This window comes from Cupriavidus alkaliphilus, assembly GCF_900094595.1.
Lineage (GTDB): Bacteria > Pseudomonadota > Gammaproteobacteria > Burkholderiales > Burkholderiaceae > Cupriavidus > Cupriavidus alkaliphilus.
This window is the reverse complement of the sequence record NZ_FMAD01000002.1, coordinates 292418-318983: the sequence shown is the minus strand read 5'-3', so window position 1 is coordinate 318983 and position 26566 is coordinate 292418. Positions and strand designations below refer to the sequence as shown.

The following is a 26566-nucleotide window of genomic DNA, read 5'->3' as shown; positions in this document are numbered from 1 at the left end:
GTGGGTCCGGAGAGTGGCAGGTTACAGCGGCAGCGTCATCGCGCGCGCGGCTTCGGTCTGCTTCGCGCGGAACGCTTCCAGCGCGCCGGCCAGCGCCTCGTCGGTCGTGGCCAGGGTGGCGATCGCGTGCAGCGCGGCGTTGGCCGCGCCCGCCTCGCCGATGGCGAAGGTGGCCACCGGCACGCCCTTGGGCATCTGCACGATCGACAGCAGCGAGTCCTCGCCGCGCAGGTACTTCGACGGCACCGGCACGCCGAACACCGGCACGATGGTCTTGGCGGCGATCATGCCGGGCAGGTGCGCGGCACCGCCGGCCCCGGCGATGATGGCGCGCAGGCCGCGGCCGCGCGCGCTCTCGGCATACTGGAACATGTCGTCGGCCATGCGGTGCGCGGACACCACCTGGGCTTCGAACGGCACGCCGAAATCCTTCAGCATGGCCACGGCGTGCTGCATCACGTCCCAGTCGGAACTGCTGCCCATGACGACGCCGACCAATGGCTTGTCTTGCTTGCTCACGTTTGATCCTTGCTTGTTTGCTCCCCTCTCCTCATGAGGAGAGGGGAGCAGCGCCGGCTTGCGGGAAGCCGGAGGAAAACTTACTTCAGTTCTTCACCCGTCAGGCGCGTCAGCGCCTCGCGGTACTTCGCCGCGGTCTTCTCGATCACGTCGTCCGGCAGCTGCGGCGCCGGCGCGGTCTTGGGCCACGGCTTGCCGTCGATGCGCACGGCTTCCAGCCAGTCGCGCACGAACTGCTTGTCGAACGACGGCGGGTTGGTGCCCACCTGGTACGAATCGGCCGGCCAGAAGCGCGAGGAGTCGGCGGTCAGCACTTCGTCCATCAGCGTCAGCACGCCGTTGTCGTCCAGGCCGAACTCGAACTTGGTGTCGGCGATGATGATGCCGCGCGTGGCCGCGAACTCGGCCGCTTCCTTGTACAGGCGGATCGAGATCTCGCGCATCTGGCGTGCCAGCGCGATGCCGATGCGGGCCTCGACCTCGGTGAACGAGATGTTCTCGTCGTGCTCGCCCATCTCGGCCTTGGCCGCGGGCGTGAAGATCGGCTCGGGCAGCTTCTGCGCGTTCTGCAGGCCCGGCGGCAACTCGATGCCGCACACCTTGCCGGTGGCCTGGTAGTCCTTCCAGCCGCTGCCGGCAAGGTAGCCGCGCACCACGGCCTCGACCAGGATCGGCTTCAGGCGCTTGACCACCACCGCGCGCCCCTTGACCTGCTCCACTTCATCCGCGGCCACCACGGTCTCGGGCGCGATGCCGGTCTCGTGGTTCGGCACGATGTGGGCGAGCTTGCGGAACCAGAAGTTCGCCATCTGGTTCAGCACGCGGCCCTTGTCGGGGATCGGCTCGCCCATGATGACGTCAAACGCCGACAGGCGGTCGGTGGTGACGATCAGCAGCTTGTCGTTGCCGACGGCGTAGTTGTCGCGCACCTTGCCGTGGCCCAGCAGCGGCAGCGAGTTGATGGAGGACTGGTAGAGAGCGTTGGACATGATGGTTCCGATAAAACGGCGAAGCCGCCGGGCGCTGGAAGCGTGCCGCGGCGGCCGGAACTGCAAGCCGCCTTCCCCTTGCGCGGAAGGCGGACACGGGACATTACTGCACGACCTGCGCCAGCTTGCCCGACTTGTACTGCTGCGCGATCTCGCTCAGCGCCACCGGCTTGATCTTGCCGGCCTGGCCTTCGCAGCCGAACGCGAGGTAGCGCGCCTTGCACACCTGCTTGGCGGCTTCGCGGGCCGGCTTCAGGTATTCGCGCGGGTCGAACTTGCTCGGGTTCTCGACGAAGAAGCGGCGGATCGCGCCGGTCATGGCCAGGCGGATGTCGGTGTCGATGTTGATCTTGCGCACGCCGTACTTGATCGCTTCCTGGATTTCCTCGACCGGCACGCCGTAGGTTTCCTTCATGTCGCCGCCGAACTTGCGGATCTCTTCCAGCAGTTCCTGCGGCACCGACGACGAGCCGTGCATCACCAGGTGGGTGTTGGGGATGCGGGCGTGGATTTCCTTGATGCGGTTGATCGCCAGGATATCGCCGGTGGGCTTGCGGGTGAACTTGTAGGCGCCGTGCGAGGTGCCGATGGCGATGGCCAGCGCGTCGAGCTGGGTGGCCTTGACGAAGTCGGCGGCCTGCTCGGGGTCGGTCAGCAGCATGGAGTGGTCCAGCTTGCCTTCGGCGCCGATGCCGTCTTCCTCGCCGGCTTCACCGGTCTCGAGAGAGCCCAGGCAGCCCAGTTCGCCCTCGACGGTCACGCCGATGGCGTGCGACAGCTGCACCACCTTGCGGGTCACGTCGACGTTGTATTCGTAGTCGGCCGGGGTCTTGCCGTCTTCGCGCAGCGAGCCGTCCATCATCACCGACGAGAAACCCAGGTCGATCGCGGCCTGGCAGATCGCCGGCGACTGGCCGTGGTCCTGGTGCATCACCACCGGGATGTGCGGATAGGCTTCGACCGCGGCTTCGATCAGGTGGCGCAGGAAGTGCTCGCCGGCGTATTTGCGGGCGCCGGCCGAGGCTTGCATGATCACCGGAGCGTTGACCTCGTCGGCCGCCTGCATGATGGCCTGCACTTGCTCGAGGTTGTTCACGTTGAAGGCCGGCAGGCCGTAGCTGTTTTCGGCTGCGTGGTCCAGCAGCTGGCGCATCGAAACGAGTGGCATGTCTAACTCCTAAATGAAAATGGGATGTCTCGGTATTGTTCTGTCGGCGCTCAATGCCCCACCCTGACGATCTTCAGGGTGTTGGTACCGCCCGGCTGCCCCATCGGCTCGCCGATGGTCAGCACGATGAAATCGCCCCGCTGCACCACGCCCTGCGCCAGCAGCAGTTCCTCGGCCTGCTCCAGCGCGGTATCGCGGTCGGTGCTGGACTGCAGCGGCAGCGGCACCACGTTGCGGTAGAGCTGCATCTTGCGCTGCGACGCCAGGTTGGGCGTCATCGCGTAGATCGGCACATGGATGCGGTGCCGGCTCATCCACAGCGCGGTCGCGCCGGAATCGGTCAGCGCCGCGATCGCCTTCACCTGCAAATGATAGGCGGTGAACAACGCCCCCATCGCCACCGACTGGTCGATGCGCGAGAAGGTCTGGTTCAGGAAATCGGTGTCGAGCTGCACCACCTCGGACTTCTCGGCCTCGATGCAGACCGCGGCCATGGCCTCGACGGTTTCCACCGGATAGCGGCCCGCGGCGGTCTCGGCCGACAGCATCACGGCGTCGGTGCCGTCGAGCACGGCGTTGGCCACGTCCGAGACCTCGGCGCGGGTCGGCACCGGGTTGACGATCATGCTTTCCATCATCTGCGTGGCGGTGATGGTGAGCTTGTTGGCCTCGCGCGCCAGCCTGATCATGCGCTTCTGCAGCGCCGGCACGGCGGCGTTGCCGACTTCCACGGCAAGGTCGCCGCGCGCCACCATGATGCCGTCGGAGGCCTGCAGGATTTCTTCCAGCACGCCCGGATGGATGGCCTCGGCGCGCTCGATCTTGGCGATCATGCGGGCCCGGTGGCCATGCGGCTGGCCGGCCACGGCCGCCAGCTGGCGCGCCATTTCCATGTCGGTGGCGTTCTTGGGGAAGCTGACCGCGAGGTAGTCCGCGCCCAGGGCCATGGCGGTCTTGATGTCTTCCATGTCCTTGGCCGTCAGCGCCGGCGCCGACAGCCCGCCGCCCTGGCGGTTGATGCCCTTGTTGTTGGACAGCTCGCCGCCCACGCGCACGGTGGTGAAGATCTCGTTGCCCAGCACGCGGTCGACCACCAGCACGATCAGGCCGTCGTTGAGCAGCAGCAGGTCGCCCGGGCCGACGTCGCGCGGCAGGTCCTGGTAATCCAGGCCGGCGCGCTCTTCATTGCCGAGCTTGCAGCTGGAATCGAGGATAAAGGGCTCGCCCGCCTTGAGCTGGACCTTGCCGTGCTCGAACTTGCCCACGCGGATCTTGGGGCCCTGCAGGTCGGCCATGATGGCGACCTCGCGCCCGCATGCCTGCGCCGCCTCGCGCACCAGCCGGGCGCGGTCGAGATGGTCCTGGGCGGTGCCGTGCGAAAAGTTCAGCCGCACCACGTCGACCCCCGCCGCGATCATGCGCGTCAGGATCTCCAGCGAGCTGGAGGCGGGGCCGATGGTGGCGACGATCTTGGTGGAACGGGTCATGCGGGGTTTCCTGGTTTCAGCGCTCGATGGCCCGACGGCCGGTTGACGCGACCGGCGGGCCGACGGCTCCGCCAGGCGCGGGGCGGATGCGTCAGCCTGCGGCGCGCTGCTCCAGCACTTCGAAGGCGGGCAGCGTCTTGCCTTCCAGGAATTCCAGGAACGCGCCGCCGCCGGTGGAGATATAGCCCACGCGGTCAGCGATGCCGTACTTGGCGATGGCGGCCAGCGTGTCGCCGCCGCCGGCGATCGAGAACGCCTTCGATTCGGCGATGGCCGCGGCCAGCACCCTGGTGCCGTTGCCAAACTGGTCGAACTCGAACACGCCCACCGGGCCGTTCCAGACGATGGTGCCGGCGGCCTTCAGCTGATCGGCCAGCATCGCGGCGGTCTTCGGTCCGATGTCGAGGATCATGTCGTCGTCGGCCACGTCCTTGACGTCCTTGACGGTGGCCGTGGCGGTCGCGCTGAATTCCTTGGCGCAGACCACGTCGACCGGAATCGGCACCGAGGCGCCGCGCCGGGCCATGATGTCGATGATGGCCTTGGCGTCGCCGACCAGGTCGGCTTCGGCCAGCGACTTGCCGATCTTCAGGCCGGCGGCCAGCATGAAGGTGTTGGCGATGCCGCCGCCGACCACGAGGTTGTCGACCTTGTCGGCCAGCGACTTCAGGATGGTCAGCTTGGTCGAGACCTTGGAGCCGGCCACGATCGCCACCAGCGGGCGCGCCGGCTGGCCCAGGGCCTTGCCCAGCGCGTCGATCTCGGCGGCCAGCAGCGGGCCGGCGCAGGCGATGGGGGCGTACCTGGCGATGCCGTGGGTGGTGGCTTCGGCGCGGTGCGCGGTGCCGAAGGCGTCGTTGACGTAGACATCGCACAGCCGGGCCATCTTCTGCGCCAGTTCGTCGCTGTTCTTCTTCTCGCCCTTGTTGACGCGGCAGTTTTCCAGCAGCACCACCTGGCCGGGCGCCACTTCGACGCCGTCGACCCAGTTCTGGACCAGCTTGACCGGCTTGCCAAGCAGTTCGGACAGGCGCGCGGCGATCGGCGCCAGCGAGTCTTCAGGCTTGAACTCGCCCTCGGTCGGGCGGCCCAGGTGGGACGTGACCATCACCGCGGCGCCGGCGCCCAGGCAGGCCTCGATGGCCGGCACGGAGGCGCGGATGCGGGTGTCTTCGGTGATGTTGCCGGCGTCATCCTGCGGCACGTTCAGGTCGGCACGGATGAACACACGCTTGCCGGAGAGTTTGCCTTGGGAAATCAGATCGGAAAGACGCAGGACAGAGGTCATGACGGTGGATGGCGCGAGATTTCGCTGCGGACTCGGGGAAACCGGCATTTTACCTGAACGCGATCGGGGCTTTGCCGAATCCCGACCGGCGCCTGCCATGATGAGCACCGCAAGGCACAAACCGGCCCGCCAGCCAGCGCGGAGGTTCGCCCCGCCTGACCTGACTCCCCACCAAAGAAGGGGCGCTCGCGTTTTCCGCGAGACCCCCAAGTGCGGTAATGTACGCAACGTCTGCTACATCAGACACGCAATCACGCCAGAGCCGGTCTACAAACGGCCAAGACAAGCGGCGGCCGACAAGAGGCTAACAATACGGCCCAATACCAGCAGCCAGAACAACAAAGCATGCCGGGGTGCGAGCGGACGCACCACCGGCGCCGCGCATTATTTTGTCGCGAATGCAAGAGGTAAGTCAGATGAATGAAGCCGACATGCACGGAGCCATCCGCGGCTTGTACGAGGGCATTCTGGATCCGGGGGCCTGGCAGGACAGTCTGCGCGCCCTCACCGGGCTGGCGGGCACGGCGCACGCCTCGATGATGGTGTGGGACACGGTGCGCGACCAGGTCACGGTCAACGAGATCGTCAACCCGGTGGTCGAACTGTTCTCCGAATACGAAGCGGATTACCAGGCCATCGACCCGGCCAAGCAGTTCGCGCCGCGCATGCAGCCGGGCGACTGGTACATCGACGCGCGCGAACTCGGCGAAGGCACCATGGCGCGCCATCCGTTCTACCGCGACTTCTTCCACCGCTATGGCCTGCGCTCCTACGTCGCCTGCCTGGTGGAGCGGCAGCCCCATTACGAAGTCTATTTCTCGATGCAGCGCGCGCGCCGGCAGCCGCTGTTCTCGGCCGCCGACACCAGTGGCCTGGACTGGATCATCCCGCATATGCGCAGCGCCATGGCGATGCGCGACCGCACGCTCGGGCTGACCGTGCTGGCGCGGCTGTCGACGCAACTGGTGGAGCGGCTCGATTTCGCCCTGCTGGTGTTGTCGCCGCAGCGCCACGTGCTGTTGTGCAACCGCGCCGGCGAACGCTGGGCGCGGCGGCTGGACCCGGCCGGCAAGGTTTCGGAGTGGACCCTGTCGCGCTCGTTCGCCGACATGGTCCAGGCCGCCTGCGACCCGCGCCACGCCGTGGCCGCGCAGGCGGCGCGCGCGACCAGCGGCGAGACCAGCGCGCAGGTCATCGTGCTGCCGCTGCCGCCGTCGCACGCCTTTGCCGCGCAGTGGCAGGAACCGGCCGCGCTGGTGATCGTGCACGAGCAGGACCGCGCGCCGCTGCTGCTCGGTCCCGTGCTGCGCGACCTCTACGGGCTGACGCCGGCCGAGACCCGGCTCAGCGTCCAGCTGGCGCACGGCCAGGGCCTGCCCGAAGCCAGCGCGCAGCTGGGCATCCGCCACGAAACCGCGCGCACGCAGCTCAAGGCGGTATTCCACAAGACCGGCTGCAACAGCCAGGCCCAGCTCACGCATCTGCTCTCGCGCCTGGGCGCGGCGCTGGAACAGGGCTGAACACGCAAGCCTTGCGACGTGCCGGCGCCGCGCCGGCGGCACGCGCGCTGCCACGCGAGTAAAGTGCTAAAAATACAAGAAGTAAAAAGAAGGGAAGCCATGAGCGACACACAGATGCACGACACCATTCGCGCGCTGTACGAGGGGATTTTCGACGCCGATGCCTGGCAGCGCAGCCTGAGCGCGCTGTGCCAGGCCAGCGGCAGCAGCCACGCCCACCTGCTCGTGCTCGACACCGTGCACGAGCGCGTGCTGGTGCACCAGGAGGTCAACCCGATGCCCGAGGCCGTGGCGGCCTACCGCGAGCAGTTCGCCGCGATCGATCCGGCCCTGCCGTTCGCGCGGCGCATGGCGGTGGGCAGCTGGTATATCGATTCGCGCGAGCTGGGGCCGCAGGTCATGCGGCAGTCGCCCTTCTACGGCGAGTTCCTGCGGCCGATCGGACAGTCATCGGTGATGGCGTGCCTGATCGAGCGCCAGCCGCATTACGACGTGTTCCTGTCGCTGCAGCGCCCGCACGGCCACGACCATTACTCGCCCGAGGACGCGCGCGCGCTCGACTGGGCCATCCCGCACGTGCGTCAGGCCATGGCGCTGCGCGAGCGCACTCACCAGGTGTCGGCGCTGGCGCATGCGTCGTCGCAGTTGATGGAGCGGCTGCCGTTCGGCGTGATCGTGTTCCGCGACGATGGCAAGCCGCTGCTGGCCAACAGCATCGGCGAAACCTGGGTGCGCCGGCTGCTGCCGGCGGTGGCGATCGAAACCAGCGCCGCGGCGCCGCTTTCTGCGGCGCGCGACGATGGCGGCTGGACCCTGTCGCGTCCGTTCGCCGATGCGCTGCGCGCGGTGGCCAATCCGGCCAGCGCGCTGCCGGCGCAGGCCCTGCGCGCCGTCGACAGCGCCGGCCGGCAGGCGCAGGTGATCCTGCTGCCGCTGCCCCCGGCGCATCACCTGGCGCTGGACTGGCAGCGCCCCAGCGTGCTGGTGGCGATCCATGAACCCGGCGCCGCGCCGATGACGCTACCGGCCGTACTGCGCGACCTCTACGGCCTGACGCCGGCGGAGATCCGGCTGGCGCTGCAATTGTCTTCGGGCATCGGCCTGCCCGAGGCCTGCGAGCTGATCGGCATCCGGCGCGAGACCGGGCGCACCCAGCTCAAGGCGATCTTCACCAAGACCGGCACCGGCACGCAGGCGCAGCTGGCGCACCTGCTGACGCGGCTGGGGGTTCGCGCCTAGCGGCGCAGGCGAGCTCCAGCCGCGCCGGGGCGGATCAGTCGATCGACGCGCCCACGGTCTTGACCACGCCCGCCCACTTCTGGCGGTCGGCCTTCACCGTGGCCTTGAACTGGTCCACGGTCTCGACCCGCGGCGTGTTGCCGGCATCGATCAGCTTCTGGCGGATCGCCGGCGTTTCCAGCGCCACCTTGACCGCGTCATTGACCTTGCGCGCGATCTTCGGGTCCAGCCCCTTCGGCCCGAACAGGCCGAACCAGATGGTGCTGTTGAAGCCGGGCAGGCCGCTTTCGGCAATGGTCGGCACGTCGGCGATCACCTGCACGCGCTGCCTGGTGGTCACACCCAGCAGGCGCACCTTGCCGGCGCGGAACTGCGGCAGCACGCTCTGCACCTGGTTGAAGATGCAGCAGACTTCGCCCTTCACCACCGCCTGCAGCGCGTCCGGGCCGCCCTTGTAGGGCACGTGCACCATGTCCAGCCCGGCGCGCGCATTGAACTCGGCGAACGCCAGGTGCGTGCCGGTGCCGTTGCCGGTGGAGGCAAAGTTGTACTTGCCGGGATTGGCCTTGACCTTCTCGATGAATTCCTTGACCGACTTGACGTCGAGCACCGCCGGGTTGACGGTCAGCACGTTGGAGACCTCGACCAGCGGCGCGATCGGAGTGAAGTCGGCGTCGGCATCGAACGGCAGGGTCTTGTACAGCGCCGGGTTGATGCCGTGCGTGGCGGCGGTGCCGAGCAGCAGCGTGTAGCCGTCCGGCTTGGCATGCGCCACCACCTCGGAGGCAACGTTGCCGCCGGCGCCCGGCCGGTAGTCATAGACGATGGTGGTCTTGAGCGACTTCTGCAGCGATTCCTGCAGCGTGCGGCCGACGATGTCGACGCCGGAGCCGGCGGTGAAGCCCATCAGGATCGTCACCGGCTGCGTCGGCCATTCGCCCTGCGCGTGGGCGGGCAGGCTGGCCGTGCCGGCCACGGCGGCGCACAGCGCGGCCACGCGGGCGGCCAGACGGGCGGCGGAATGGAAGGACAAGCGCGGAAGCAGGCGGGACGAGTTGGGCATGGGGGCACCGTCGGTGAATAACAGCAAAATGCGTCAGCAAGAAAGCGGCCCGGCGCGGCGGGTCGGCGCGATGGCCGGGGTCTGAGCCCCGGGCCAGCGCAACAAGATAGCAAGGTTCCTGCCAAATCCAAACGACTGAGTTTGCCTGAAGGTATGCCGTGCGGGCATATGGCAACAACTCGAGGCGTTTTGCGCTTCAGCGCCGCAGCAGTCCCACCAGTTCATCGACATCCGGCAGCGGCGCGCCGGTGCCGGCGGTGTGGTCGTCGTCGGCCTCCAGCAGGCCGTCGGCGAGCGCGCGCTTGTCGCGGTGCAGCTCGACGATGCGCTCCTCGATGGTGCCCGCGTTGATCAGCCGGTACACCGTGACCGGGCGCTGCTGGCCGATGCGGTGCGCGCGGCCCATGGCCTGGTCTTCGGCGGCGGGGTTCCACCACGGATCGGCAATGATCACGTAGTCGGCCGCGGTCAGGTTCAGGCCGAAGCCGCCGGCCTTCAGGCTGATCAGGAAGACATCGCCCTCGCCCGCCTGGAACGCGGCCACGCGGCGCGTGCGCTCGGCCGCGGGGGTGGCGCCGTCCAGGTATTGCAGCGCCAGCCCGGCGCGCTCCAGCCCCTGGCGCAGCAACTGCAGGAAATCGACGAACTGGCTGAACACCAGGGTCTTGTGGCCGCTGGCGGCCAGTCCGCTGGCCAGCTCGACGAAGGCGCGCACCTTGGCGCCTTCGCTCAGTTGCCCACTCACTTCGGGCGTGACCAGGCGCGGGTCGCAGGCGGCGCGGCGCAGCCGCATCAGCTGCGCCAGCACGTGCAGGCGCGCCTGCGCCTGGTGCTGGGCCTGCGCCCGAGCCCTGGCGCCGGCGGGCGCCTCGCGGGTGGCCTTGCGCGCGGCTTCGACGCGTGCCAGCGCGGCCTCGGCCTCGGTCTGGGCCTGGCGGCGCAGCGCCTCGTAGTGCGCGGCTTCGACCGGCTCGGGCTCGACCCGGATCACCAGCTCGGTACGCGGCGGCAGTTCGTCGAGCACCTGCGCCTTGGTCCGGCGCAGCACGAACGGCGCGATCATGCGGCGCAGCCGCAGGCGCGCCTCGCGGCTGCCGGCGCGTTCGATCGGGTTGGCAAAATGCTCGTTGAAGCGCGCCAGCGAGCCCAGCAGGCCCGGATTGCAGAACCGCATCACCGACCACAGCTCGGCCAGCCGGTTTTCCACCGGGGTGCCGGTCAGCGCCATGCGAAAGTCCGACGGCAGCGCGAACATTGCCTGCGCCCGCCGCGTGACCGCGTTCTTGAAGGCCTGGGCCTCGTCGGCCACCACGGTATGCCAGGCGCGCGCGCAGAAATCGTCGCTGGCCTGCTGCAGCAGCGTGTACGAGACGATCACCAGGTCATGCGGCCCGGCCTGCGCCAGCAGCGCGTCGCGATCGCCCTCGGCATAGACGTGGACGTTGAGCGTGGGCGCGAAGCGCCGCGCCTCGGCGGCCCAGTTGCCGCACACCGAAGTCGGCGCGATCACCAGCGCCGCGCCGCCGGCGGCGCGGGCGACCAGCACGGCCAGCGCCTGCAGGGTCTTGCCCAGGCCCATGTCGTCGGCCAGGCAGGCGCCCAGCCCGGAGGCGGCCAGCGTCATGGCCCAGCGGTAGCCGGCCTCCTGGTAGGGGCGCAGCTCGGCCGCCAGCGTGGCGGGCAGCGCGACCGCGGTCTCGCGCGCGGCGCGCAGCCGGGCGATACGCGCGCGGAAATGCGCATCGGGATCAACGCCCGCGCCGGCCAGCACGTCGTCGAGCCACGGCGTCGCCATCTGCGGCACGCGGATGCCGTCGGGCACCCGTTCGCCCACGCCGGCGAGGTCGCGCAGCCGGCCGCGCAGCATCTGCGTCAGCGCCACGTAGACCCCCTGCCCCATCGGCACGAAGCGCCCGGCATGGCTGCCGGTCCAGTCGATCAGCTTGCCCAGTTCCAGCACCAGTCCCTCGGCCACGCGCAGCTCGCCCGCCAGCTTGTACCACGCGCCGCGGCTTTCGATCTGCACACCCAGCTGCGGCAGGTCGGCGGGCAGCACGCGCAGTGCCTTGCCGCGCGGCCATTCGACCGCCTGCACCGCGGGCAGCGCCGGCAGCGCCTCGACCACCGCGAGCGCATCCTCGGGATCGTCCAGCGTCCAGGTGTATTCGCCGCCAGGCGGCGACAGCGCCACCAGCTGCGGCAGCGTGGCGAAGACTTCGGCCACGCTGGCCAGTTCGGCGTCGAGGTCGCGTTGGGTGGACAGGGTCTCGCCGCGCACCGTCGCCATCAGCCGTTCGCGCCCGGCGCCGGGCGCCAGCCGCGGCCCGAGCGGGCCCAGCGGCGCCACCACCAGCCGCAGCGAGATGCCGCGCCCCACCGGCGCCACTTCGGCACGCAGCCGTGCCTCGGCCTCGACCGCACGCGTGCCGGCCGCGGCATCGGCCTGGATCTGGAACTGGCCGGCCAGCGCGCGCAGGGTCTGGTCGAGCCGGGCGTGGCCTTCCTCGGGAATCGCCAGGCCGTTGCCGATCAGCCGCGCGGCCTCGAACTGCGCCGGGGTATAGCGGATCAGCCGCAGCCGGTGCGGGCCGTCACGCAGCAGCGTAAGCTGGCGCAGCGCCTCGGCCTCCTGCCGCGCGGCGGCGGGCAGCAGCGCCTCCAGCGCGGGCGCCTCGCGCACGGGCGGGAACAGGCGCAGTACATAGCGGCCGGCACTGCGCACCGCCTCCAGCGCGGGCGCGTCCTCGACCACGTCCAGCGTCTGCGTGGGCGCGTGGGCCATCACCACGCCCGGGTGCCCGGCCAGCGCCATCAGCGCCATGGCGCGGTCGAGCACATAGCGCCGGTTGTGCGAGGCATCGCGACGGATAGCGCGCGCCACGCGTGCATCCCACGGCTCGAGCCGGTCGTCCTCGGCGATGCGCGCCAGCGGCACCGGCCGGGGCTTGCCCCAGCCCTTCGGGCCGCGCACCTGCTCGAGCGGCTCGATCGTGCCGGGCGCGCCGTCGGCGTCCAGCGTCAGCGCCCACAGCAGGCGCCGCGCAGGCTGGGCCGCGCCAGCCGCAGCGTCGGGAACAGCGCCGGCAAGGGCGCGCAGCGCGTCCAGCGCCTGCTGCCAGTCAACCTCCGGCGCGCCAGGGGCGTCCGGTAGCGCGTCAGGCTGGCGGTCGGGGCTGGAATGTGGGCTCGGAGGCACGGCTTGCAGGAAGGTCGGCTGGCGGCATGCCGCCGCCAGCGCGGCGACAATGCCCGGAAAAAGCGCATTCTAGACCGCCGCGGCGCCCGCGCTGCGTTGTGACCCATGCCCCCGGGGCTTACAATATCGTTTTTGCTACTTTCACGGCGCAGGGAGAACAGACATGTCGATGGCGGATCGCGACGGCAAGATTTGGATGGACGGCAAGCTGATCGAGTGGCGCGACGCCAAGATCCACGTGCTGACGCATACGCTGCACTACGGCATGGGCGTGTTCGAGGGCGTGCGCGCCTACAAGACCCCCGAAGGCACCGCCATCTTCCGCCTGAAGGAGCACACCCGCCGCCTGTTCAACTCGGCCAAGATCTTCCAGATGGCGATGCCGTTCGACGAGGCCACGCTGGAAGCCGCCACGCGCGAAGTGGTGCGCGCCAACAACCTGGAATCCTGCTACATCCGCCCGATCGTGTGGATCGGCTCGGAAAAGCTGGGCGTCTCGGCCAAGGGCAACACCATCCACGTCGCCATCGCCGCGTGGCCGTGGGGCGCCTACCTGGGCGAGGAAGGCATGGAGCGCGGCATCCGCGTGAAGACCTCGTCGTTCACCCGCCACCACGTCAACGTGTCGCTGGTGCGCGCCAAGGCCAGCGGCTACTACATCAACTCGATCCTGGCCAACCAGGAAGCCACCGGGCTGGGCTACGACGAAGCGCTGCTGCTCGACACCGACGGCTACGTCAGCGAAGGCTCGGGCGAGAACGTCTTTATCGTGCGCAACGGCGTGATCTACACCCCGGACCTGGCCTCGTGCCTGGACGGCATCACCCGCGACGCCACCCTCACCATCGCGCGCGACCTGGGCATCGAAGTGCGCGAGAAGCGCATCACCCGCGACGAGATGTACTGCGCCGACGAAGCCTTCTTCACCGGCACCGCCGCCGAAGTCACGCCGATCCGCGAGCTGGACGACCGCATCATCGGCGAAGGCCGCCGCGGCCCGGTGACCAAGCAGATCCAGGACGCATTCTTTGCCGCCGTCGGCGGCACCGACGAAAAGTACAAGAAGTGGCTGACGCTGGTCTGAGCACCGGCCGGCAGCGCGCGTGCCAGCCGCCCGCCCGTGCGGGCGCGGCACGTCCCTTGTTTTGACGAACGATAAGTTTTATTCCCTGCAACACCATGACGCAAACCGCGACCATCATCGAAATCGGCGCCGAAGACATTCCGCTGCACTGCCCGACCGCAAACACCCCGGCCTGGAATTACCATCCGCGCGTGTTTCTCGACGTGGCCGACACCGGCGAAGCCAAGTGCCCGTACTGCGGTACCGTGTACAAGCTCAAGCCGGGCACCGTGCTGAAGGGCCACCACTGACCCGAGCCGCCTGCCATCGCACCACCCTGACGCTCCGGGCCGCCCACAGGCGCCCCGGAGCGTCGGCGTTGCCGGCGCCCGCGCCGCTGCGCCCGTGCCGGCTCCTTGCGCCCCTTCCATGAAGAAAGCCCTCGTCATCGCCCCCAACTGGATCGGCGACGCCCTGATGGCGCAGCCGCTGTTCGCGCTGCTCAAGGCGCGCCATCCGCGCCTGGTCATCGACGCCCTCGCGCCCAAGTGGGTCGCGCCGGTGCTCGCGCGCATGCCGGAAATCGGCCGCGTGTTCCCGTCGGACCTTGCGCACGGCAAGCTGCAGCTGTCGGCGCGGCTGATGTTCGCGCAGCAGCTGAAGAACGAAGGCTATGACCTCGCCTACGTGCTGCCGAACTCGCTCAAGTCGGCGCTGATCCCGTGGCTGGCCGGCATTCCGCTGCGCATCGGCTATCGCGGCGAAGCGCGCTTCGGCATGCTCAACGTGCGCCACGCCAATCCGCCGCGCGACCACCGCCCGCCGATGGTGGAGCACTACGCCCGCCTGGCGCTCAAGCCCGGCGCGCGCCTGCCCGAGAACCTGAGCGAGCCGCGCCTGCGCGTGGACCCGGCGCGCGTGGCGGCCACCGCCGAGCGCTTCGGCCTGGCGCCGCACACGCGCGTGATCGCGTTCTGTCCGGGCGCCGAATTCGGCCCGGCCAAGCGCTGGCCCGCGGCCCATTTCGCGAAGCTGGCGCAGATGCTGCGGCGCTCCTACCCGTACGCGCAGATGATCACGCTGGGCTCGGCCAAGGATGCCGAGATCGCCGCCGAGATCGTCAGCGAGGCGCCGTTCGTGCGCAACCTGTGCGGCCAGACCTCGCTCGACGACGCGGTCGACCTGCTGGCGCTGTCCGAAGCCGCGGTCTGCAACGATTCGGGCCTGATGCACGTGACCGCGGCGCTGGGCCGGCCCCAGGTGGCGGTGTACGGCTCGAGCGATCCGCGCCACACGCCGCCGCTGTCACAGGCAGCGAGTATCATGTGGCTGCAGCTGGAGTGCAGTCCGTGCTTCAAGCGCGAGTGCCCGCTGGGCCACCTGCGCTGCCTGAAAGAGATCGAACCGGAAATGGTGTTCGTCGAGTTGCGCAAGCTGCTGCACCGGCCCTGACCTACCCGCCCTAGCCACGTCCATTGCCAACATGCCTCGCTTTGCCCGCCTGTTCGATTCCGCCGAAGACATCGTCGACGCTTTCCGCGAAGCGCTGAAGCTGCGTGACGCCGAGGGCGCGCTGCGCCTGTGGCTGGACGAAGACTCGATCACCTGCGTGCTGCCCGACGGGCAGCGCCTGATCGGCCATGAGCAGCTGCGCCAGGCATTCTCGCAGTTGCTGGAAGAGCAGCCGGTGCTGGTCGACGCCATCGAAACCAGCAGCCATGCGTCGATGGCCGTGTCGATCTTCGACGTGACCGAGGCGCTGCGCTTCGGCAGCGACCGCGTCGAGGCCGACCTGTACGTGCACACCACCTACGTGCTGATGCAGAACCACGAAGGCTGGCGCCTGGCCCACATCCACTGCAGCCCGGCCAACGCGGTGCAGGTGGCCGCCGTGGCCGCCACGCCGGGCCAGGCGCTGCACTGAACCCGCGGCCGCGCAGCGGCCTGCTGCAACACAAGCCGGCATGACGCAGCTTCCGCACCACCGACTGCCCTACCCCATCCAGGCAGATCCCGCCAGCGCGCATGGCTATGGCGAGGGCACGCCGATGCCCTGGTGGCTGCGCGGCGGCCACGCCCAGACCATCATTCCCGCGCGTTTCACGCGCCGCCCGCCGCGCGTCGGCTTTCGCCGCGAACGCTGGGCCACGCCCGACCAGGACTTCATCGACCTCGACTGGACCACCCATGAGGTGCAGGCGCAGACGCCGCTGGTGGTGATGTTCCACGGCCTCGAGGGCGACTCCGGCAGCCACTACGCGCAGGCGCTGATGCATGCGCTGTCGCTGCGCGGCTGGCAGGGCGTGATCCCGCATTTCCGCGGCTGCTCGGGCGAACTCAACCTCGCGCCGCGCTTCTACCACTCGGGCGATTCGGCCGAGATCCGCTGGGTGCTCGAGCGCATGCGCCAGCACCACTGCGCCGGCGGGCGCAAGCTGCTGGTGGTGGGGATCTCGCTCGGCGGCAATGCGTTGCTGCGCATGCTGGGCGAAGACGGCAGCGGTGCCGGCTACGTGCACGCGGCCGCGGCGATTTCCGCGCCGCTGGATCTCGCCGCCGGCGGCGCGGCGCTGTCGGCAGGCTTCAACCTGGTCTACACGCGCATGTTCCTGCAGACGCTCAAGCGCAAGTCGCTGGCCAAGCTGGCGCAGTTCCCGGGCCTGTTCGACCGCGACACCATGCTGGCCAGCCGCGACCTGTACGCCTTCGACAACGTCGTTACCGCGCCGCTGCACGGCTTTGCCGATACCGACGACTACTGGCGCCGCGCCGCCAGCAAACCCGTGCTGCGCGACATCGCCGTGCCCACGCTGGTGCTCAACGCGCGCAACGATCCCTTCCTGCCAGGCCAGCACCTGCCCGGACCCGCCGACGTCAGTCCGCAAGTCTGGCTGGAACAGCCCGAGCACGGCGGCCATGTCGGCTTCATGACCCCGCCCGCGGGCTGGCGCCGGCACCTGCCGCTGCAGGCCGACGGACGCTTCGGCGGCCACATCGAATGGCTGCCGGCGCGGATCCTGCAATTTTTCGACAGCATGATGTAAGGCGGGCACCGGTCCGCCGGGAGGCAATGATGGACGACATCGTCAGGCAGGCCATGGCACGCTGGCCCAACGTGCCCAATGCCTATGGCTGGCTCACGCTGGACCGCCGCGGGCAGTGGCGCCTGCGCAATGAATATGCGCAGCAGCACGGGCTCTCGGGCGACCCCATCCGCCATGAGGCGCTGATCGGCTTTATCGAGCGCAACTACCAGTGCGACGAGCGCGGCTGCTGGTACTTCCAGAACGGGCCGCAGCGGGTGTTCGTGTCGCTGGGCTATGCGCCGTGGATCGTGCGGCTGCATGCCGGCGCGTTGCGCACCACCACGCAGCAGGCCTTCACGCTGCAGGCCTGCTACGCCGATGAGCATGGCAACGTGGTGCTGGCAGGTACCGTGGACGGCGTCGATGGCCTGCAGGCAGCCCTGCTGCACGACCACGACCTGGAACAGTTCAGCGGGGCCAGCACCTGGCATGGCGAGGCCTGCGGCGCGGACCTGGGCGTGTTCCACCACGATGGCGTCGACCTTCCTATCGAGCCGATTGCCGAGAGCGAGGTGCCCAAGCGCTTCGGCTTCGTGCGCCAGCCGGCGGCCTGACGCACGCGCCGCCGCGTCAGGAGGCCCTGGAGGCCTTTGCCGCTTCGCCCAACACGTCCGCCGCGGTGCGGATGAACTCGCCGGTGCGCTCGGTGCTCAGCGGGCCGCCGTTCCAGTTCAGCGTGAGGCAGAACGTTACCGGCACCTGGCCGGCCAGCAACTGCCCGGCGAAGCTCAGGCAATGGAAGCTCTCCCAGTCGATGCTGCCGCCCTTGCCGAAGCCCTGGGCGCCGGCCGGCACGGCCATCCATATCGCATCGGCCATGGCCTGGATGCGGCGGAATTCCCTCAACGTCGCCGGCTGCGTGAAGAACCTGCCCGCCAGCGCTTGACGGTACCAGTTCACCATCTCGGTCGCGGTGCTCAACATCGCCTGCTTGTCGTTGATGACATCGGTGCGCGACGTCAGCCCGAGATCCTCGCCGTTGACCATCCTGGCCATGCCGTCCCATCCTAGATCGACGCCGGCCTCGGCCCCCGCCAGGTACGAGAACAGCTTGCGGGTCGAATCCGGAATGCGGGTCTGGACCAGGCCCGCTTCGGCGATCAGCGCGCGCACGCGCTCAGGACCGACTGCGGCCAGCGCGATGTCGGTCCCGGTATTGTCGCTGTGCGTGATCATGGCCTCCAGCGCGCTGCGGTACGTGGTCTTGCCGGTCAGCCCCAGGAATACGGGGCTGCCGGGGGAACGGAACGTATCGCTGACCTCGCAGGGCAGGCTCTCGCCGAGCCCGCCGCGGCCAGCTTCGGCGTCGCGCAGGAACTGCGCCAGGATGAAGGTCTTGACGGCGCTGCCGACGAATAAATGCCGATCGGGATGGTAGCCGGCCGACCACGCGCCGGCGCCATCGCCGCCCGGCTCGGCATGCACCAGGCAGCTGGCGGTAGCCGGCGCCAACGCGGCAAAACGCGCGATGGCGGCTTCCACGCGCGGCGGCGCCGCGGCTTCGGCGCTGCCCCCACAGGCAGCGATGGCGGGCAATGCCAGGGACGTGGCGGCGAGCTTGAGCGTACGCCGCCTGGCGGGCTGGAAGGCAGACATGCGAAGGTTCCCGTCAAAGACCGGCCGGCGACGCCGGCGCGTTGATATGGCCGGTGCGGCGCGATGTCGCCGCACCGCACGGTCTGGCTGATGTTGGAGCAGCTTATGCCAGAATCAGCCCCGCTCAACGGGCCGCGCAATCAGTTCGGCATGCCCTTGTTGTCCTGCTTGTCCTCGCGGTACTGGCGCTCCAGCTGGTGCAGGCGCGCATCGACCTCGGACAGCGTATAGAAATCGCCGTCGCCGGCCTTGCGCGCGATCTGCAGCTGTTCGATCGCGGCCTGGTAGGCGCCGTCCATCGCATACTTCTCGGCCAGCGCCTGGTGTTGCTGCAGCCGCTTGCCCTGGCCGGCGTAGGCGCGCGCCAGCATCTCCCACCATTCGCTGCGGCCGGTCTCCTGGCGCGTGCGCTCGCGCAGGAAGCGCACGGCTTCGTCATGGCGGCCGGAGCCGATCAGGGTCTCGGCGTAGACCACGGCCACGGCGTGCGACAGCGGGAAGGCCTTCATCGACGCGCTGGCCTGCGACAGCGCCTCGGGCACGCGGCCCTGCGCGCGCGCCAGTTCCACCGCCATCACGTCCAACATCGGGCTGCCCGAGCTGGCGCCGGGGATATTGCCGTACAGGCGGCGGGCTTCGGCCAGTTCCTGTTCGGCGGCCGGATAGCGGCGCAGGCGCTGCTCGACGAACGCCAGCGCGTAGTGCAGCGCCGGCGCGCGCAGCGCGGATGCCCCGGCCAGTTGCGTGCGCAGCGCCGCGCGCAGGTTCTGCAGTTCGCTCGGCGACGCTTCCTGGATCACGCGGGCGCGCATGCGCGCGAACTCGTACTCGGGCGTGTTGGGCACCTTGCGCTGGCTGGCATGGCTGACGCGGTCCTGCATGTCGGCGATGCGCTCGGAGGTCAGCGGGTGGGTGCGCACATAGGACGGCACCGAATTCTCGGCGGTGCCTGAAGCGCGCTGCAGCCGCATGAAGAAATCTGGCATGCCCTGCGGATCGAAACCCGCCGCGGTCAGGATCTGGAAGCCGACCCGGTCGGCCTCGCGCTCCGCGCCGCGCGAGAACGACAGCTGGTTGGCGATGGCGGCGCCCTGCCCGCCCATGGCCAGCGCCGCCGCCGCATCCGGGCTGCGCGTCGCGGCCAGCCCGGCCAGCACCATCGACGCCAGCGCAATCCACATCGACTGGTCCTGCTGGGTGATGCCGCGCGCGATATGCCGCTGCATCACGTGGCCGATTTCATGGCCCAGCACCGAGGCCAGCTCGGACTCGGTATCGGACTGCACCAGCAGCCCGGTATGCACGCCGATATAGCCGCCCGGCAGCGCAAAGGCGTTGATGCTGCGGTCGCGCACCGCGAACAGGTCGAAGCCGGTGGCGAAGGTGCCGGCGCCGGTCGAGCCGGAGATGCTCTGGCGCCGCGCCGCCTGCACCAGCCGGTAGCCAAGCGCGTTCAGGTAATCGGACAGCAGCGGATCGGGCACGTACAGCGGATCGCGCCGGATATCGCGCATGATGCGGTCGCCCAGGCGTTTTTCCATGTCGGGCGACAGCGACGCGGTGGACGGGTCCCCCAGGTCCGGCAGCTGCACGCCGCCGGCCTCCACTACCGCGTTGTTGGTGCGCAGGCCAAACTCGGATTTCTGGCCCGCCTTCACGCTGCGGTTCAGGTTGTCGTAGACCTGGTCCGCTGCCTCGGCCGAGGTGGCGGGCGCCGGCGCACGGGGCGCAGCCACCGGCGTCGCTGGCGCCGCTGCCGTGCGCGGCGTACCCTGTGGCCAGGCCGGTGCCGCGAACGTCAGCGCCAGCAGCGCCGCCAGCGGCCGCCGCCAGGGCGCCCAGGCGCCGCCGGCGCGGCGGTGGCTGCCGGCTTCGCGAAGTGACGCGGAACCCGCAGGAGCGGCATCTGCCACGGCGCCACGGCCATATGCGGCAGACCTGCGAAGCGATGGGTGTTTTGGCATGTTGCTATGATAGCGGCCTCCCGTGGCCGTTCCCATCGGACGCGTCTCCCGCACGCTCCCCGGTGGCTCCATGCACGCAGTTCGCCCGAAGCTCTCGATCATGACCCAGCTCACCCATTTCGACACCGCCGGACAAGCCCACATGGTCGATGTCGGCGACAAGGCCAGCACCCACCGCGTCGCGGTGGCCACCGGCACCATCACCATGCAGCCCGCCACCTTCGCGCTGGTGCGCGACGGCAGCGCCAAGAAAGGCGACGTGATCGGCATCGCCCGCGTGGCAGCGATCATGGCCACCAAGCGCACCGCCGACCTGATCCCGCTGTGCCACCCGATCGGCCTGACCAAGGTGGCGGTCGAGTTCGCGCTGGACGAGGCCACCGCCACCGTCGCCTGCACCGTGCGCACCGAGACCCGCGGCCAGACCGGCGTGGAGATGGAGGCACTGACCGGCGTGCAGGTCGCGCTGCTGACGATCTACGACATGTGCAAGGCGGTGGACCGCGGCATGGTGATCGGCAACGTGAAGCTGCTGGAGAAGCATGGGGGCAAGTCCGGGGATTGGGTGGCGGCCGGTTGATACCTGCCCTCGCGGCACGGCTTACGTGATGCCCGCGGTACGCCCGGCGAAGGCGGACGCGGCCTCTTCTTACGCCATCTTCGTTCCCTGGTAATAAAGGTAACGACGCATTTCCACACGCGCCGTCCCCGGCATCCGCGCGCGACAATTTGGTATTCAATATGATTGCGGGCCGCCGCGGGATCGCGGCCGGCTGACCCTGCCCGCGGCGCGCGCGGGGATGAGGGGGATACCATGAACGGGCGCATGCTCTGCCAGATCGCCCTGGCACTCGCGGCCACGGCCGCCAGCGGCGCCGCCCTGGCCGGGCGGGCCGATCTCCACGATGCCGCCTGGCAGGGCGGCGACCTGCGCGACGGCATGGTCAGGACACGCGCCAGCGTAGGCGTCGGCATCTATCTCGGTCCCGGCGCGTTCTACGGTGGCTATCCCTACGGCTATCCCGCTCCGTACTATTACCCGCCCGCCGTGGTGGCGGTACCTGCCGTGCCCGCGGCGCCGCCGCAATACATCGAGCAGGGGCCCAATGGCCCGGTGCCCGCGCCCGGCCCCGACGGCGTCATGCCGCAGCAGGGCTGGTGGTACCACTGCAACCAGCCTGAAGGCTACTATCCCTACGTGGCGTCCTGCCCCGGCGGCTGGCAACGCGTACCGGCACAGCCGCCGGCCAATTCCTGACACGGGGTGACACCATGCATGCCCTGATCCGCGCCACGCTGGCCGTGGCCACCCTCGCCCTCGGCGCCTGCGCCGTGCTGCCCTCGGGGCCCAGCGTGATGGCGCTGCCCGGCACCGGCAAGAATTTCGACCAGTTCCGTGCCGACGACTACAACTGCCGGCAATTCGCCTTCGGACGCGTCGGCGGCGTGTCTTCGGCACAGGCCGCCAACAATGCCGCGCTCGGCAGCGCCGCGGTGGGGACCGCGCTGGGCGCCGCCGCGGGGGCGGCTTTCAACGGTGGCTCGGGTGCGGCGGTGGGCGCGGGCATCGGCCTGCTTACGGGCGCGGCGGTGGGCGCGGGCAATGCGCAATACGCGGGCTACGGCACGCAGCAGCAATACGACGCCGCCTACGTGCAGTGCATGTACGCCAGCGGAAATCGCGTGCCCGTACCGGGCCGCGTGGCCGCAGTCCCGGCGCCGGCGCCGCGGTACTACTATCCGCCACCCCCGCCGCCGGTCTACTACAGCCCGTACCCGTACTACTAGGTCAGTCCCGGCCCAGTTCCGCAAGGCGGCGCGAGCGATCGGCCACCCAGCCGCAGAACACCTGCGGGCGCTGGTCCGCCTTCACGCCGCGGCATGCCTGCGCGATCGTCGCGTACTGCGCGGCCTCGTCGCCAAGGTAGTACCACCTCAGGCGCTCCATCCACAGCCGGCCTTGCGCGGCATCGCCCGTCAGCGCCAGCAGCCATGCCGTGCGCGCGATCATGGCCGGCGTCGGCAGCAGGTGCACCGCCGCGACATGCGCGGGCAACAGTGCCGCGGCATTCTCCGGCGTGATGGCGGCCTGTCCGGCCGCATCGGCCTGCGCATGCTGGCGGAACCAGAAGCGCGGCATCGGCAGGGCCTGGCGGCCTTCGCTGCTGGCATACTCGCGCGCTTCGGCACGGCGATAGTCCTGCCACATGGTGCCCAGCACCACCGCGGCTACCGCGACCAACGCCAGCGCCAGCCCGCGCGCCACCGGCAACGGCACCCGCCAGCGACCGAAGCCCGACGGCTCCAGCCAGCCCAGCATGAAGCAGAACGGCAGAAAGAAATACAGGTAATGCAGTGGGTATTCCAGCATCGAATGCGCGCACAGCATCGCCAGCCACGTCAGCACCAGCACGGTCTGCCTGCGCTCCTCCCAATCTCCATGCCACAAGCGCACCCGCACCACGCGCCACAGCCACGCCAGCAGGATCACACCCACGCCGGCGGTGCCGACGATGCCGGTCTTCGCCAGCAGGTCGAGAATCGCGTTGTGGGCGTGCAGCGACATCTCCACCTTCACGCCCACCTGGTCCAGTTGCTGGAACTGCGCCCAACCGAACTCGCCCCAGCCGACGCCGAACCACGGATGGGCGCGGAACATGGCGATGGCGTGCGCCCACAGCGCACCGCGCGCCGAAATCTGGTCTTCGGCTTCGAGTTGGGCGATGGTGTCGAACAGGCGCCAGTCAAAGGCCTGCCCCGCCGCCTTGATGGCGGCCTGCAGGGCCAGCAGCATTGCCACCATGGCAACGGCAGCCACCACAAGCCCCACCGGACGCTGCATGGGATCCGGGCCGCGGCGTTCGCCTCGCGCCAGCCACGCCGCAATCAACGCGTAGCACGCGGCAAGGCCGACATGCAACACGCCGGTGCGCGAGCCGGACAGCACGATGCCGCTTTCCAGCAAGGCCACCGCGGCCAGCCACATCGGAAAACGCAGACGGCCACGCGAGGCCAGCCACACTGATGCGACCAGCGCGAGGCCGTGCACGGTGGCCTGATGGTTGGGCTGGTTCAGGTTGCCCCAGAGGCGGCGGTTGGTGTCGTAGAAGTAGGTGGAGACCAGGCCGAAGGAGCGGGGTTCGAGTTGGAACAACTGCACCCATTGCGAAACGGTACCCAGCAGTCCCGCGATCAGGGCCGCAACGGCAAGGGCGTCGCCAGTATCCGATTCGCTGCCAGCCGGCGTATGGCGGTACCACCATGCGGCAGAAGCCACGGCGGCGCCGAGCAGCAGCGTCAGGACAGTCGTCAGGCGGCTGCCGGAAACGTCGGCGTGTCCGAGGCTGGCGAAGATCAGGCTGATGATGACAAGCCAGAGGAACAACAGCGAGATTGACGGCAGGTACGCGGAAGGCGCCGATCTGCTGGTCGCCCGCATGGCAACCGCTGCGACCGCGGCAACGCTACAGAGCGCGGCGGCCCATTCGCCGTAAAACGTCGCTAGCGGCAGCGTGTGCCGGGAGACCAGCAGCGGGATGACGATTGCTGCGATGAGAACAGCCGAAGACAGGTTTGGCCGGGACGGCGGCATTGCGGCGCCTGGGTTGGGAAAAGGCGCATGATAGCTTGGGCGCCAGATAAAGAAAAAGCGCCCGAAGGCGCTTTTTCCGTGGACGACTTAAATTGCATTACACGCCGGTTTGAGCACGAGTGCAAGCCGGTGCAGCCGCAGTTGCGATGGCCCAGTTCAAAACAGCGCTACCCGCAACAGGGTTAGGCGTGAGCGTTACCACGCAGTTGGCTGCGGCCGCATTCCCAGTGATCGTGATAACAGCGTTGCCTGCGACAGCCGCCGTTCCGTTCGGCAGAACCAATGCACCGTTAGCATCTAGTGTTGCTGCCGGGATGTTAATAAGAGCCATGGTGTTGCAACTGGCGGGGGCGCCATTGTTTTCTTGCAAGCATTGAGCAATGGCTTGCTTCACGGCTTGAACGCCAGAGATATTGGAGGCCCACCGACTCCGCGTCACATAGTCCTGATACTGCGGAATCGCAATCGCCGCCAAGATACCAATGATCGCCACCACGATCATCAGTTCGATCAGCGTAAAGCCCTTCTGGACGCGGCGGCCCAGCTTCTTCAGTTGTTGTACCCGTTGCATGATTTGACCCCTCGAAGAGATTTTGGTTAAGCGTTGCACGTCTTCGGTTTCGTGACGCGGGGACGATTGAGCAGCAAGTGTGCCAGGCGCATCCCCCATCGGTAGGGGGTGGAAAGCGACAAATTTCGTCACCCGTCGGGGTGAAGCTCGCCGATTGCGCCAAAAATTGTCACCTGGGACCGCTACCACAGGCACGCGCGACAAAAAGTGCGATCACTCACATGAGTTAGTGGGCATGGGCACCGACACGCCCGTCGCCGTGTCCAAAAAAAAAGGGCGGCCAGTTGGCCGCCCTTCCGCATCCGGCAGATCGACGTCAGGCCGTCTGTGCCGACCGGCGGCTCAGCAGCTTGCCGATGATCACCACCAGGATCGCACCGGCGGCGCCGAAGACCAGGTGGGCGTGCGGCACGTGGACTTCGAACCAGGCGGCGTCGACCGGGTCGCTGACCAGCATTTCACCGGCGAGGTAGCCGAGCAGCGCGGCGCCCAGCACGATGATGACCGGGAAGCGTTCCATGACCTTGAGCAGGATGGTGCTGCCGAACACGATCAGCGGGATCGACAGGCCCAGGCCGATGACCAGCAGCAGCAGCTGGCTGCCCTCGGGCCCCTTCTGCGCGGCGGCGGCCACGGCGACCACGTTGTCCAGCGACATCACCAGGTCGGCGATCAGGATGGTGCGGATGGCGGCCCAGATATTGTCCTTGCCGTCGTGGCCTTCCTCGTCGTCATCGCCGGTCAGCAGTTGCACGCCGATATAGACCAGCAGCACGGCGCCGACGATCTTCAGGTACGGCAGGCTCAGCAGCTTGACCGCGGCCACGGTCAGCACCACGCGCATGATGATGGCGGCGGCGCTGCCCCAGAAGATGGCCTTCTTCTGCTGGGCGGGCGGCAGGTTGCGCGAGGCGAGCGCGATGACCACCGCGTTGTCGCCGGACAGGACGATATTGGTCAGGATGATCGATCCCAACGCAATCCAGAAAGTGGTGGAAGACAGCAGTTCCACGGGGAGGCTCCTCGAGTTTCTATGTGGTGGCGCGCCCCGTCATCCGACGGGATTTTGGATGTCTGAAAGCGCAGACATGACTGTTTAACGCATCAACCTTTCGATTAGATTTCAATTTTGTAATCTTCAGGTCGGACGTACCAGCCAGGCCACTTCGGGAGCCGGAAAAGACAATGCCCCCGCGGGGCGGGGGCATTTCAAGCCGGGGCCTTCTCCGCAACGGCGGAGCAAGGCTGGACTGCCTGTTACAGCATTGCCTTCAGCAGGCGGCCCATTTCCGACGGGTTCTTGGTCACCTTGATGCCGCAGGCTTCCATGATTTCCAGCTTGGCCTGGGCGGTGTCGGCACCGCCCGAGATCAGCGCGCCGGCGTGGCCCATGCGCTTGCCCGGAGGCGCGGTCACGCCAGCGATGAAGCCGACCACCGGCTTCTTCATGTTGTCCTTGATCCAGTGGGCCGCGTTGGCTTCGTCCGGACCGCCGATCTCACCGATCATGACCACGGCGTCCGTGTCCGGATCGTCGTTGAACATCTTCATCACGTCGATGTGCTTCAGGCCGTTGATGGGGTCGCCACCGATGCCGACGGCCGACGACTGGCCCAGGCCCAGCGCGGACAGCTGGCCCACGGCTTCGTACGTCAGCGTGCCCGAGCGCGACACCACGCCGATGCGGCCCTTCTTGTGGATGTGGCCCGGCATGATGCCGATCTTGATTTCGTCCGGCGTGATCAGGCCCGGGCAGTTCGGCCCCAGCAGCAGGGTCTTCTTGTTTTCGCGGCGCATGCGGTCCTTGACTTCCATCATGTCGCGCACGGGAATGCCTTCGGTGATGCAGACCACCAGGTCCAGGTCGGCGTCAACGGCTTCCCAGATCGCGGCAGCGGCGCCTGCGGGCGGCACGTAGATGACCGACACGGTGGCGCCGGTCTGGGCCTTGGCGTCCTTGACGCTGGCGTAGATGGGAATGCCTTCGAAGTCTTCGCCGGCCTTCTTCGGGTTCACGCCGGCGACGAAGGCGTTCTTGCCGTTGGCGTAGTCGCGGCAGCCACGGGTGTGGAACTGGCCGGTCTTGCCGGTGATGCCCTGGGTAATGACTTTGGTGTCTTTGTTGATCAGAATCGACATGCTTTCGTCCTTTGCTTGACTCTGGCAGCGCGGGCAAAGGCCACGCGCGCTGCCGAAGTTCGCTTGTATTGGGTAACGGCGCCTCG

The 26566-nt window shown here is 68.6% G+C and carries 24 protein-coding genes; 11 read left to right on the top strand and 13 right to left on the bottom strand.

Going from position 1 to position 26566, the window contains the following annotated elements:
• Window positions 1–21: 21 nt before the first annotated feature.
• From purE to GA0116996_RS04970, 5 genes are all read right to left on the bottom strand, one after another.
• The gene (purE, locus tag GA0116996_RS04990; protein ID WP_092307844.1) at window positions 22–519 is read right to left on the bottom strand and encodes a 5-(carboxyamino)imidazole ribonucleotide mutase; all 498 of its coding nucleotides are present in this window, start codon (window positions 517–519) and stop codon (window positions 22–24) included.
• Between the two features lie 80 nt (window positions 520–599).
• A complete protein-coding gene (locus GA0116996_RS04985; RefSeq protein ID WP_092307842.1) occupies window positions 600–1508 on the bottom strand; it encodes a phosphoribosylaminoimidazolesuccinocarboxamide synthase in 909 nt (302 codons plus the stop codon).
• Between the two features lie 103 nt (window positions 1509–1611).
• On the bottom strand, window positions 1612–2676 hold the full coding sequence (fba, locus tag GA0116996_RS04980) for a class II fructose-bisphosphate aldolase (protein WP_018008879.1): 1065 nt from the start codon (window positions 2674–2676) through the stop codon (window positions 1612–1614).
• Window positions 2677–2726: 50 nt separating this feature from the next.
• Complete coding sequence (gene pyk / locus GA0116996_RS04975; RefSeq protein ID WP_092307840.1) at window positions 2727–4163, bottom strand: pyruvate kinase; 1437 nt, start codon at window positions 4161–4163, stop codon at window positions 2727–2729.
• 91 nt (window positions 4164–4254) lie between these two features.
• The gene (locus tag GA0116996_RS04970; protein WP_092307838.1) at window positions 4255–5451 is read right to left on the bottom strand and encodes a phosphoglycerate kinase; all 1197 of its coding nucleotides are present in this window, start codon (window positions 5449–5451) and stop codon (window positions 4255–4257) included.
• A gap of 416 nt (window positions 5452–5867) precedes the next feature.
• On the opposite strand from GA0116996_RS04970, the gene GA0116996_RS04965 reads away from it, so the two are divergent.
• Both GA0116996_RS04965 and GA0116996_RS04960 read left to right on the top strand, forming a co-directional pair.
• Window positions 5868–6971 (top strand): helix-turn-helix transcriptional regulator, encoded by a 1104-nt coding sequence (locus GA0116996_RS04965; RefSeq protein WP_092307836.1) that lies wholly within the window; start codon window positions 5868–5870, stop codon window positions 6969–6971.
• Window positions 6972–7070: 99 nt separating this feature from the next.
• Window positions 7071–8210: a helix-turn-helix transcriptional regulator gene (locus GA0116996_RS04960; RefSeq protein ID WP_092307834.1), complete on the top strand. Its 1140-nt coding sequence runs from the start codon at window positions 7071–7073 to the stop codon at window positions 8208–8210.
• Window positions 8211–8244: 34 nt separating this feature from the next.
• Here GA0116996_RS04960 and GA0116996_RS04955 read toward each other — a convergent pair whose 3' ends face one another.
• Window positions 8245–9273 (bottom strand): Bug family tripartite tricarboxylate transporter substrate binding protein, encoded by a 1029-nt coding sequence (locus GA0116996_RS04955; RefSeq protein ID WP_092307833.1) that lies wholly within the window; start codon window positions 9271–9273, stop codon window positions 8245–8247.
• Between the two features lie 196 nt (window positions 9274–9469).
• On the bottom strand, window positions 9470–12469 hold the full coding sequence (locus GA0116996_RS04950; RefSeq protein WP_092307831.1) for a DEAD/DEAH box helicase: 3000 nt from the start codon (window positions 12467–12469) through the stop codon (window positions 9470–9472).
• 163 nt (window positions 12470–12632) lie between these two features.
• On the opposite strand from GA0116996_RS04950, the gene GA0116996_RS04945 reads away from it, so the two are divergent.
• The 6 genes from GA0116996_RS04945 to GA0116996_RS04920 all read left to right on the top strand — a co-directional run bounded on the left by GA0116996_RS04945 (window position 12633) and on the right by GA0116996_RS04920 (window position 17172).
• Window positions 12633–13553, top strand: coding sequence for a branched-chain amino acid transaminase (locus GA0116996_RS04945; protein WP_062796961.1), 921 nt, complete (start codon window positions 12633–12635; stop codon window positions 13551–13553).
• A 95-nt stretch (window positions 13554–13648) separates the two neighbouring features.
• On the top strand, window positions 13649–13843 hold the full coding sequence (locus GA0116996_RS04940; RefSeq protein WP_010812205.1) for a zinc-finger domain-containing protein: 195 nt from the start codon (window positions 13649–13651) through the stop codon (window positions 13841–13843).
• A 118-nt stretch (window positions 13844–13961) separates the two neighbouring features.
• Window positions 13962–14984 carry a lipopolysaccharide heptosyltransferase II gene (gene waaF, locus GA0116996_RS04935; protein ID WP_092307829.1) on the top strand — a complete coding sequence of 341 codons (1023 nt, stop codon included), beginning with the start codon at window positions 13962–13964 and terminating at the stop codon, window positions 14982–14984.
• A gap of 31 nt (window positions 14985–15015) precedes the next feature.
• Window positions 15016–15456, top strand: coding sequence for a YybH family protein (locus tag GA0116996_RS04930; RefSeq protein WP_012351840.1), 441 nt, complete (start codon window positions 15016–15018; stop codon window positions 15454–15456).
• A 40-nt stretch (window positions 15457–15496) separates the two neighbouring features.
• Entirely contained in the window at window positions 15497–16576 is a 1080-nt protein-coding gene (locus GA0116996_RS04925; protein WP_092307827.1) for a YheT family hydrolase, read from the top strand.
• Window positions 16577–16605: 29 nt separating this feature from the next.
• A complete protein-coding gene (locus GA0116996_RS04920) occupies window positions 16606–17172 on the top strand; it encodes a DUF2946 family protein (protein ID WP_092307825.1) in 567 nt (188 codons plus the stop codon).
• Between the two features lie 16 nt (window positions 17173–17188).
• Here the strand turns inward: GA0116996_RS04920 and GA0116996_RS04915 are convergent, their stop codons facing one another.
• The gene (locus GA0116996_RS04915; protein WP_092307824.1) at window positions 17189–18214 is read right to left on the bottom strand and encodes a serine hydrolase; all 1026 of its coding nucleotides are present in this window, start codon (window positions 18212–18214) and stop codon (window positions 17189–17191) included.
• A gap of 140 nt (window positions 18215–18354) precedes the next feature.
• A complete protein-coding gene (locus GA0116996_RS04910; RefSeq protein ID WP_092307822.1) occupies window positions 18355–20178 on the bottom strand; it encodes a beta-barrel assembly-enhancing protease in 1824 nt (607 codons plus the stop codon).
• A gap of 100 nt (window positions 20179–20278) precedes the next feature.
• Between GA0116996_RS04910 and moaC the strand changes: the two genes are divergently transcribed.
• The 3 genes from moaC to GA0116996_RS04895 all read left to right on the top strand — a co-directional run bounded on the left by moaC (window position 20279) and on the right by GA0116996_RS04895 (window position 21966).
• Window positions 20279–20758, top strand: a complete 480-nt coding sequence (gene moaC / locus GA0116996_RS04905) for a cyclic pyranopterin monophosphate synthase MoaC (RefSeq protein WP_035816150.1) — start codon at window positions 20279–20281, stop codon at window positions 20756–20758.
• A 234-nt stretch (window positions 20759–20992) separates the two neighbouring features.
• Entirely contained in the window at window positions 20993–21436 is a 444-nt protein-coding gene (locus tag GA0116996_RS04900; protein WP_092307820.1) for a hypothetical protein, read from the top strand.
• Between the two features lie 14 nt (window positions 21437–21450).
• Window positions 21451–21966, top strand: coding sequence for a hypothetical protein (locus GA0116996_RS04895; protein WP_092307818.1), 516 nt, complete (start codon window positions 21451–21453; stop codon window positions 21964–21966).
• A gap of 1 nt (window position 21967) precedes the next feature.
• Here GA0116996_RS04895 and GA0116996_RS04890 read toward each other — a convergent pair whose 3' ends face one another.
• From GA0116996_RS04890 to sucD, 4 genes are all read right to left on the bottom strand, one after another.
• On the bottom strand, window positions 21968–23770 hold the full coding sequence (locus tag GA0116996_RS04890) for a PglL family O-oligosaccharyltransferase (protein ID WP_092307817.1): 1803 nt from the start codon (window positions 23768–23770) through the stop codon (window positions 21968–21970).
• Window positions 23771–23867: 97 nt separating this feature from the next.
• The gene (locus GA0116996_RS28535; RefSeq protein WP_092307815.1) at window positions 23868–24341 is read right to left on the bottom strand and encodes a pilin; all 474 of its coding nucleotides are present in this window, start codon (window positions 24339–24341) and stop codon (window positions 23868–23870) included.
• 316 nt (window positions 24342–24657) lie between these two features.
• Window positions 24658–25353, bottom strand: a complete 696-nt coding sequence (locus GA0116996_RS04880) for a TerC family protein (RefSeq protein ID WP_092307813.1) — start codon at window positions 25351–25353, stop codon at window positions 24658–24660.
• 245 nt (window positions 25354–25598) lie between these two features.
• Entirely contained in the window at window positions 25599–26480 is an 882-nt protein-coding gene (gene sucD, locus GA0116996_RS04875; RefSeq protein WP_092307811.1) for a succinate--CoA ligase subunit alpha, read from the bottom strand.
• Window positions 26481–26566 lie beyond the last annotated feature (86 nt).

Coding starts and splice junctions, on each gene's coding strand:
- sucD (WP_092307811.1), bottom strand. CDS start 26,480: ATGTCGATTCTGATCAACAAAGACACCAAAGTCATTACCCAGGGCATC.
- GA0116996_RS04890 (WP_092307817.1), bottom strand. CDS start 23,770: ATGCCGCCGTCCCGGCCAAACCTGTCTTCGGCTGTTCTCATCGCAGCA.
- GA0116996_RS04965 (WP_092307836.1), top strand. CDS start 5,868: ATGAATGAAGCCGACATGCACGGAGCCATCCGCGGCTTGTACGAGGGC.
- GA0116996_RS04985 (WP_092307842.1), bottom strand. CDS start 1,508: ATGTCCAACGCTCTCTACCAGTCCTCCATCAACTCGCTGCCGCTGCTG.
- fba (WP_018008879.1), bottom strand. CDS start 2,676: ATGCCACTCGTTTCGATGCGCCAGCTGCTGGACCACGCAGCCGAAAAC.
- GA0116996_RS04930 (WP_012351840.1), top strand. CDS start 15,016: ATGCCTCGCTTTGCCCGCCTGTTCGATTCCGCCGAAGACATCGTCGAC.
- GA0116996_RS04945 (WP_062796961.1), top strand. CDS start 12,633: ATGTCGATGGCGGATCGCGACGGCAAGATTTGGATGGACGGCAAGCTG.
- GA0116996_RS04970 (WP_092307838.1), bottom strand. CDS start 5,451: ATGACCTCTGTCCTGCGTCTTTCCGATCTGATTTCCCAAGGCAAACTC.
- pyk (WP_092307840.1), bottom strand. CDS start 4,163: ATGACCCGTTCCACCAAGATCGTCGCCACCATCGGCCCCGCCTCCAGC.
- GA0116996_RS04910 (WP_092307822.1), bottom strand. CDS start 20,178: ATGCCAAAACACCCATCGCTTCGCAGGTCTGCCGCATATGGCCGTGGC.
- waaF (WP_092307829.1), top strand. CDS start 13,962: ATGAAGAAAGCCCTCGTCATCGCCCCCAACTGGATCGGCGACGCCCTG.
- GA0116996_RS04900 (WP_092307820.1), top strand. CDS start 20,993: ATGAACGGGCGCATGCTCTGCCAGATCGCCCTGGCACTCGCGGCCACG.
- moaC (WP_035816150.1), top strand. CDS start 20,279: ATGACCCAGCTCACCCATTTCGACACCGCCGGACAAGCCCACATGGTC.
- GA0116996_RS04940 (WP_010812205.1), top strand. CDS start 13,649: ATGACGCAAACCGCGACCATCATCGAAATCGGCGCCGAAGACATTCCG.
- GA0116996_RS04955 (WP_092307833.1), bottom strand. CDS start 9,273: ATGCCCAACTCGTCCCGCCTGCTTCCGCGCTTGTCCTTCCATTCCGCC.
- GA0116996_RS04920 (WP_092307825.1), top strand. CDS start 16,606: ATGGACGACATCGTCAGGCAGGCCATGGCACGCTGGCCCAACGTGCCC.
- GA0116996_RS28535 (WP_092307815.1), bottom strand. CDS start 24,341: ATGCAACGGGTACAACAACTGAAGAAGCTGGGCCGCCGCGTCCAGAAG.
- GA0116996_RS04925 (WP_092307827.1), top strand. CDS start 15,497: ATGACGCAGCTTCCGCACCACCGACTGCCCTACCCCATCCAGGCAGAT.
- GA0116996_RS04895 (WP_092307818.1), top strand. CDS start 21,451: ATGCATGCCCTGATCCGCGCCACGCTGGCCGTGGCCACCCTCGCCCTC.
- GA0116996_RS04915 (WP_092307824.1), bottom strand. CDS start 18,214: ATGTCTGCCTTCCAGCCCGCCAGGCGGCGTACGCTCAAGCTCGCCGCC.
- GA0116996_RS04960 (WP_092307834.1), top strand. CDS start 7,071: ATGAGCGACACACAGATGCACGACACCATTCGCGCGCTGTACGAGGGG.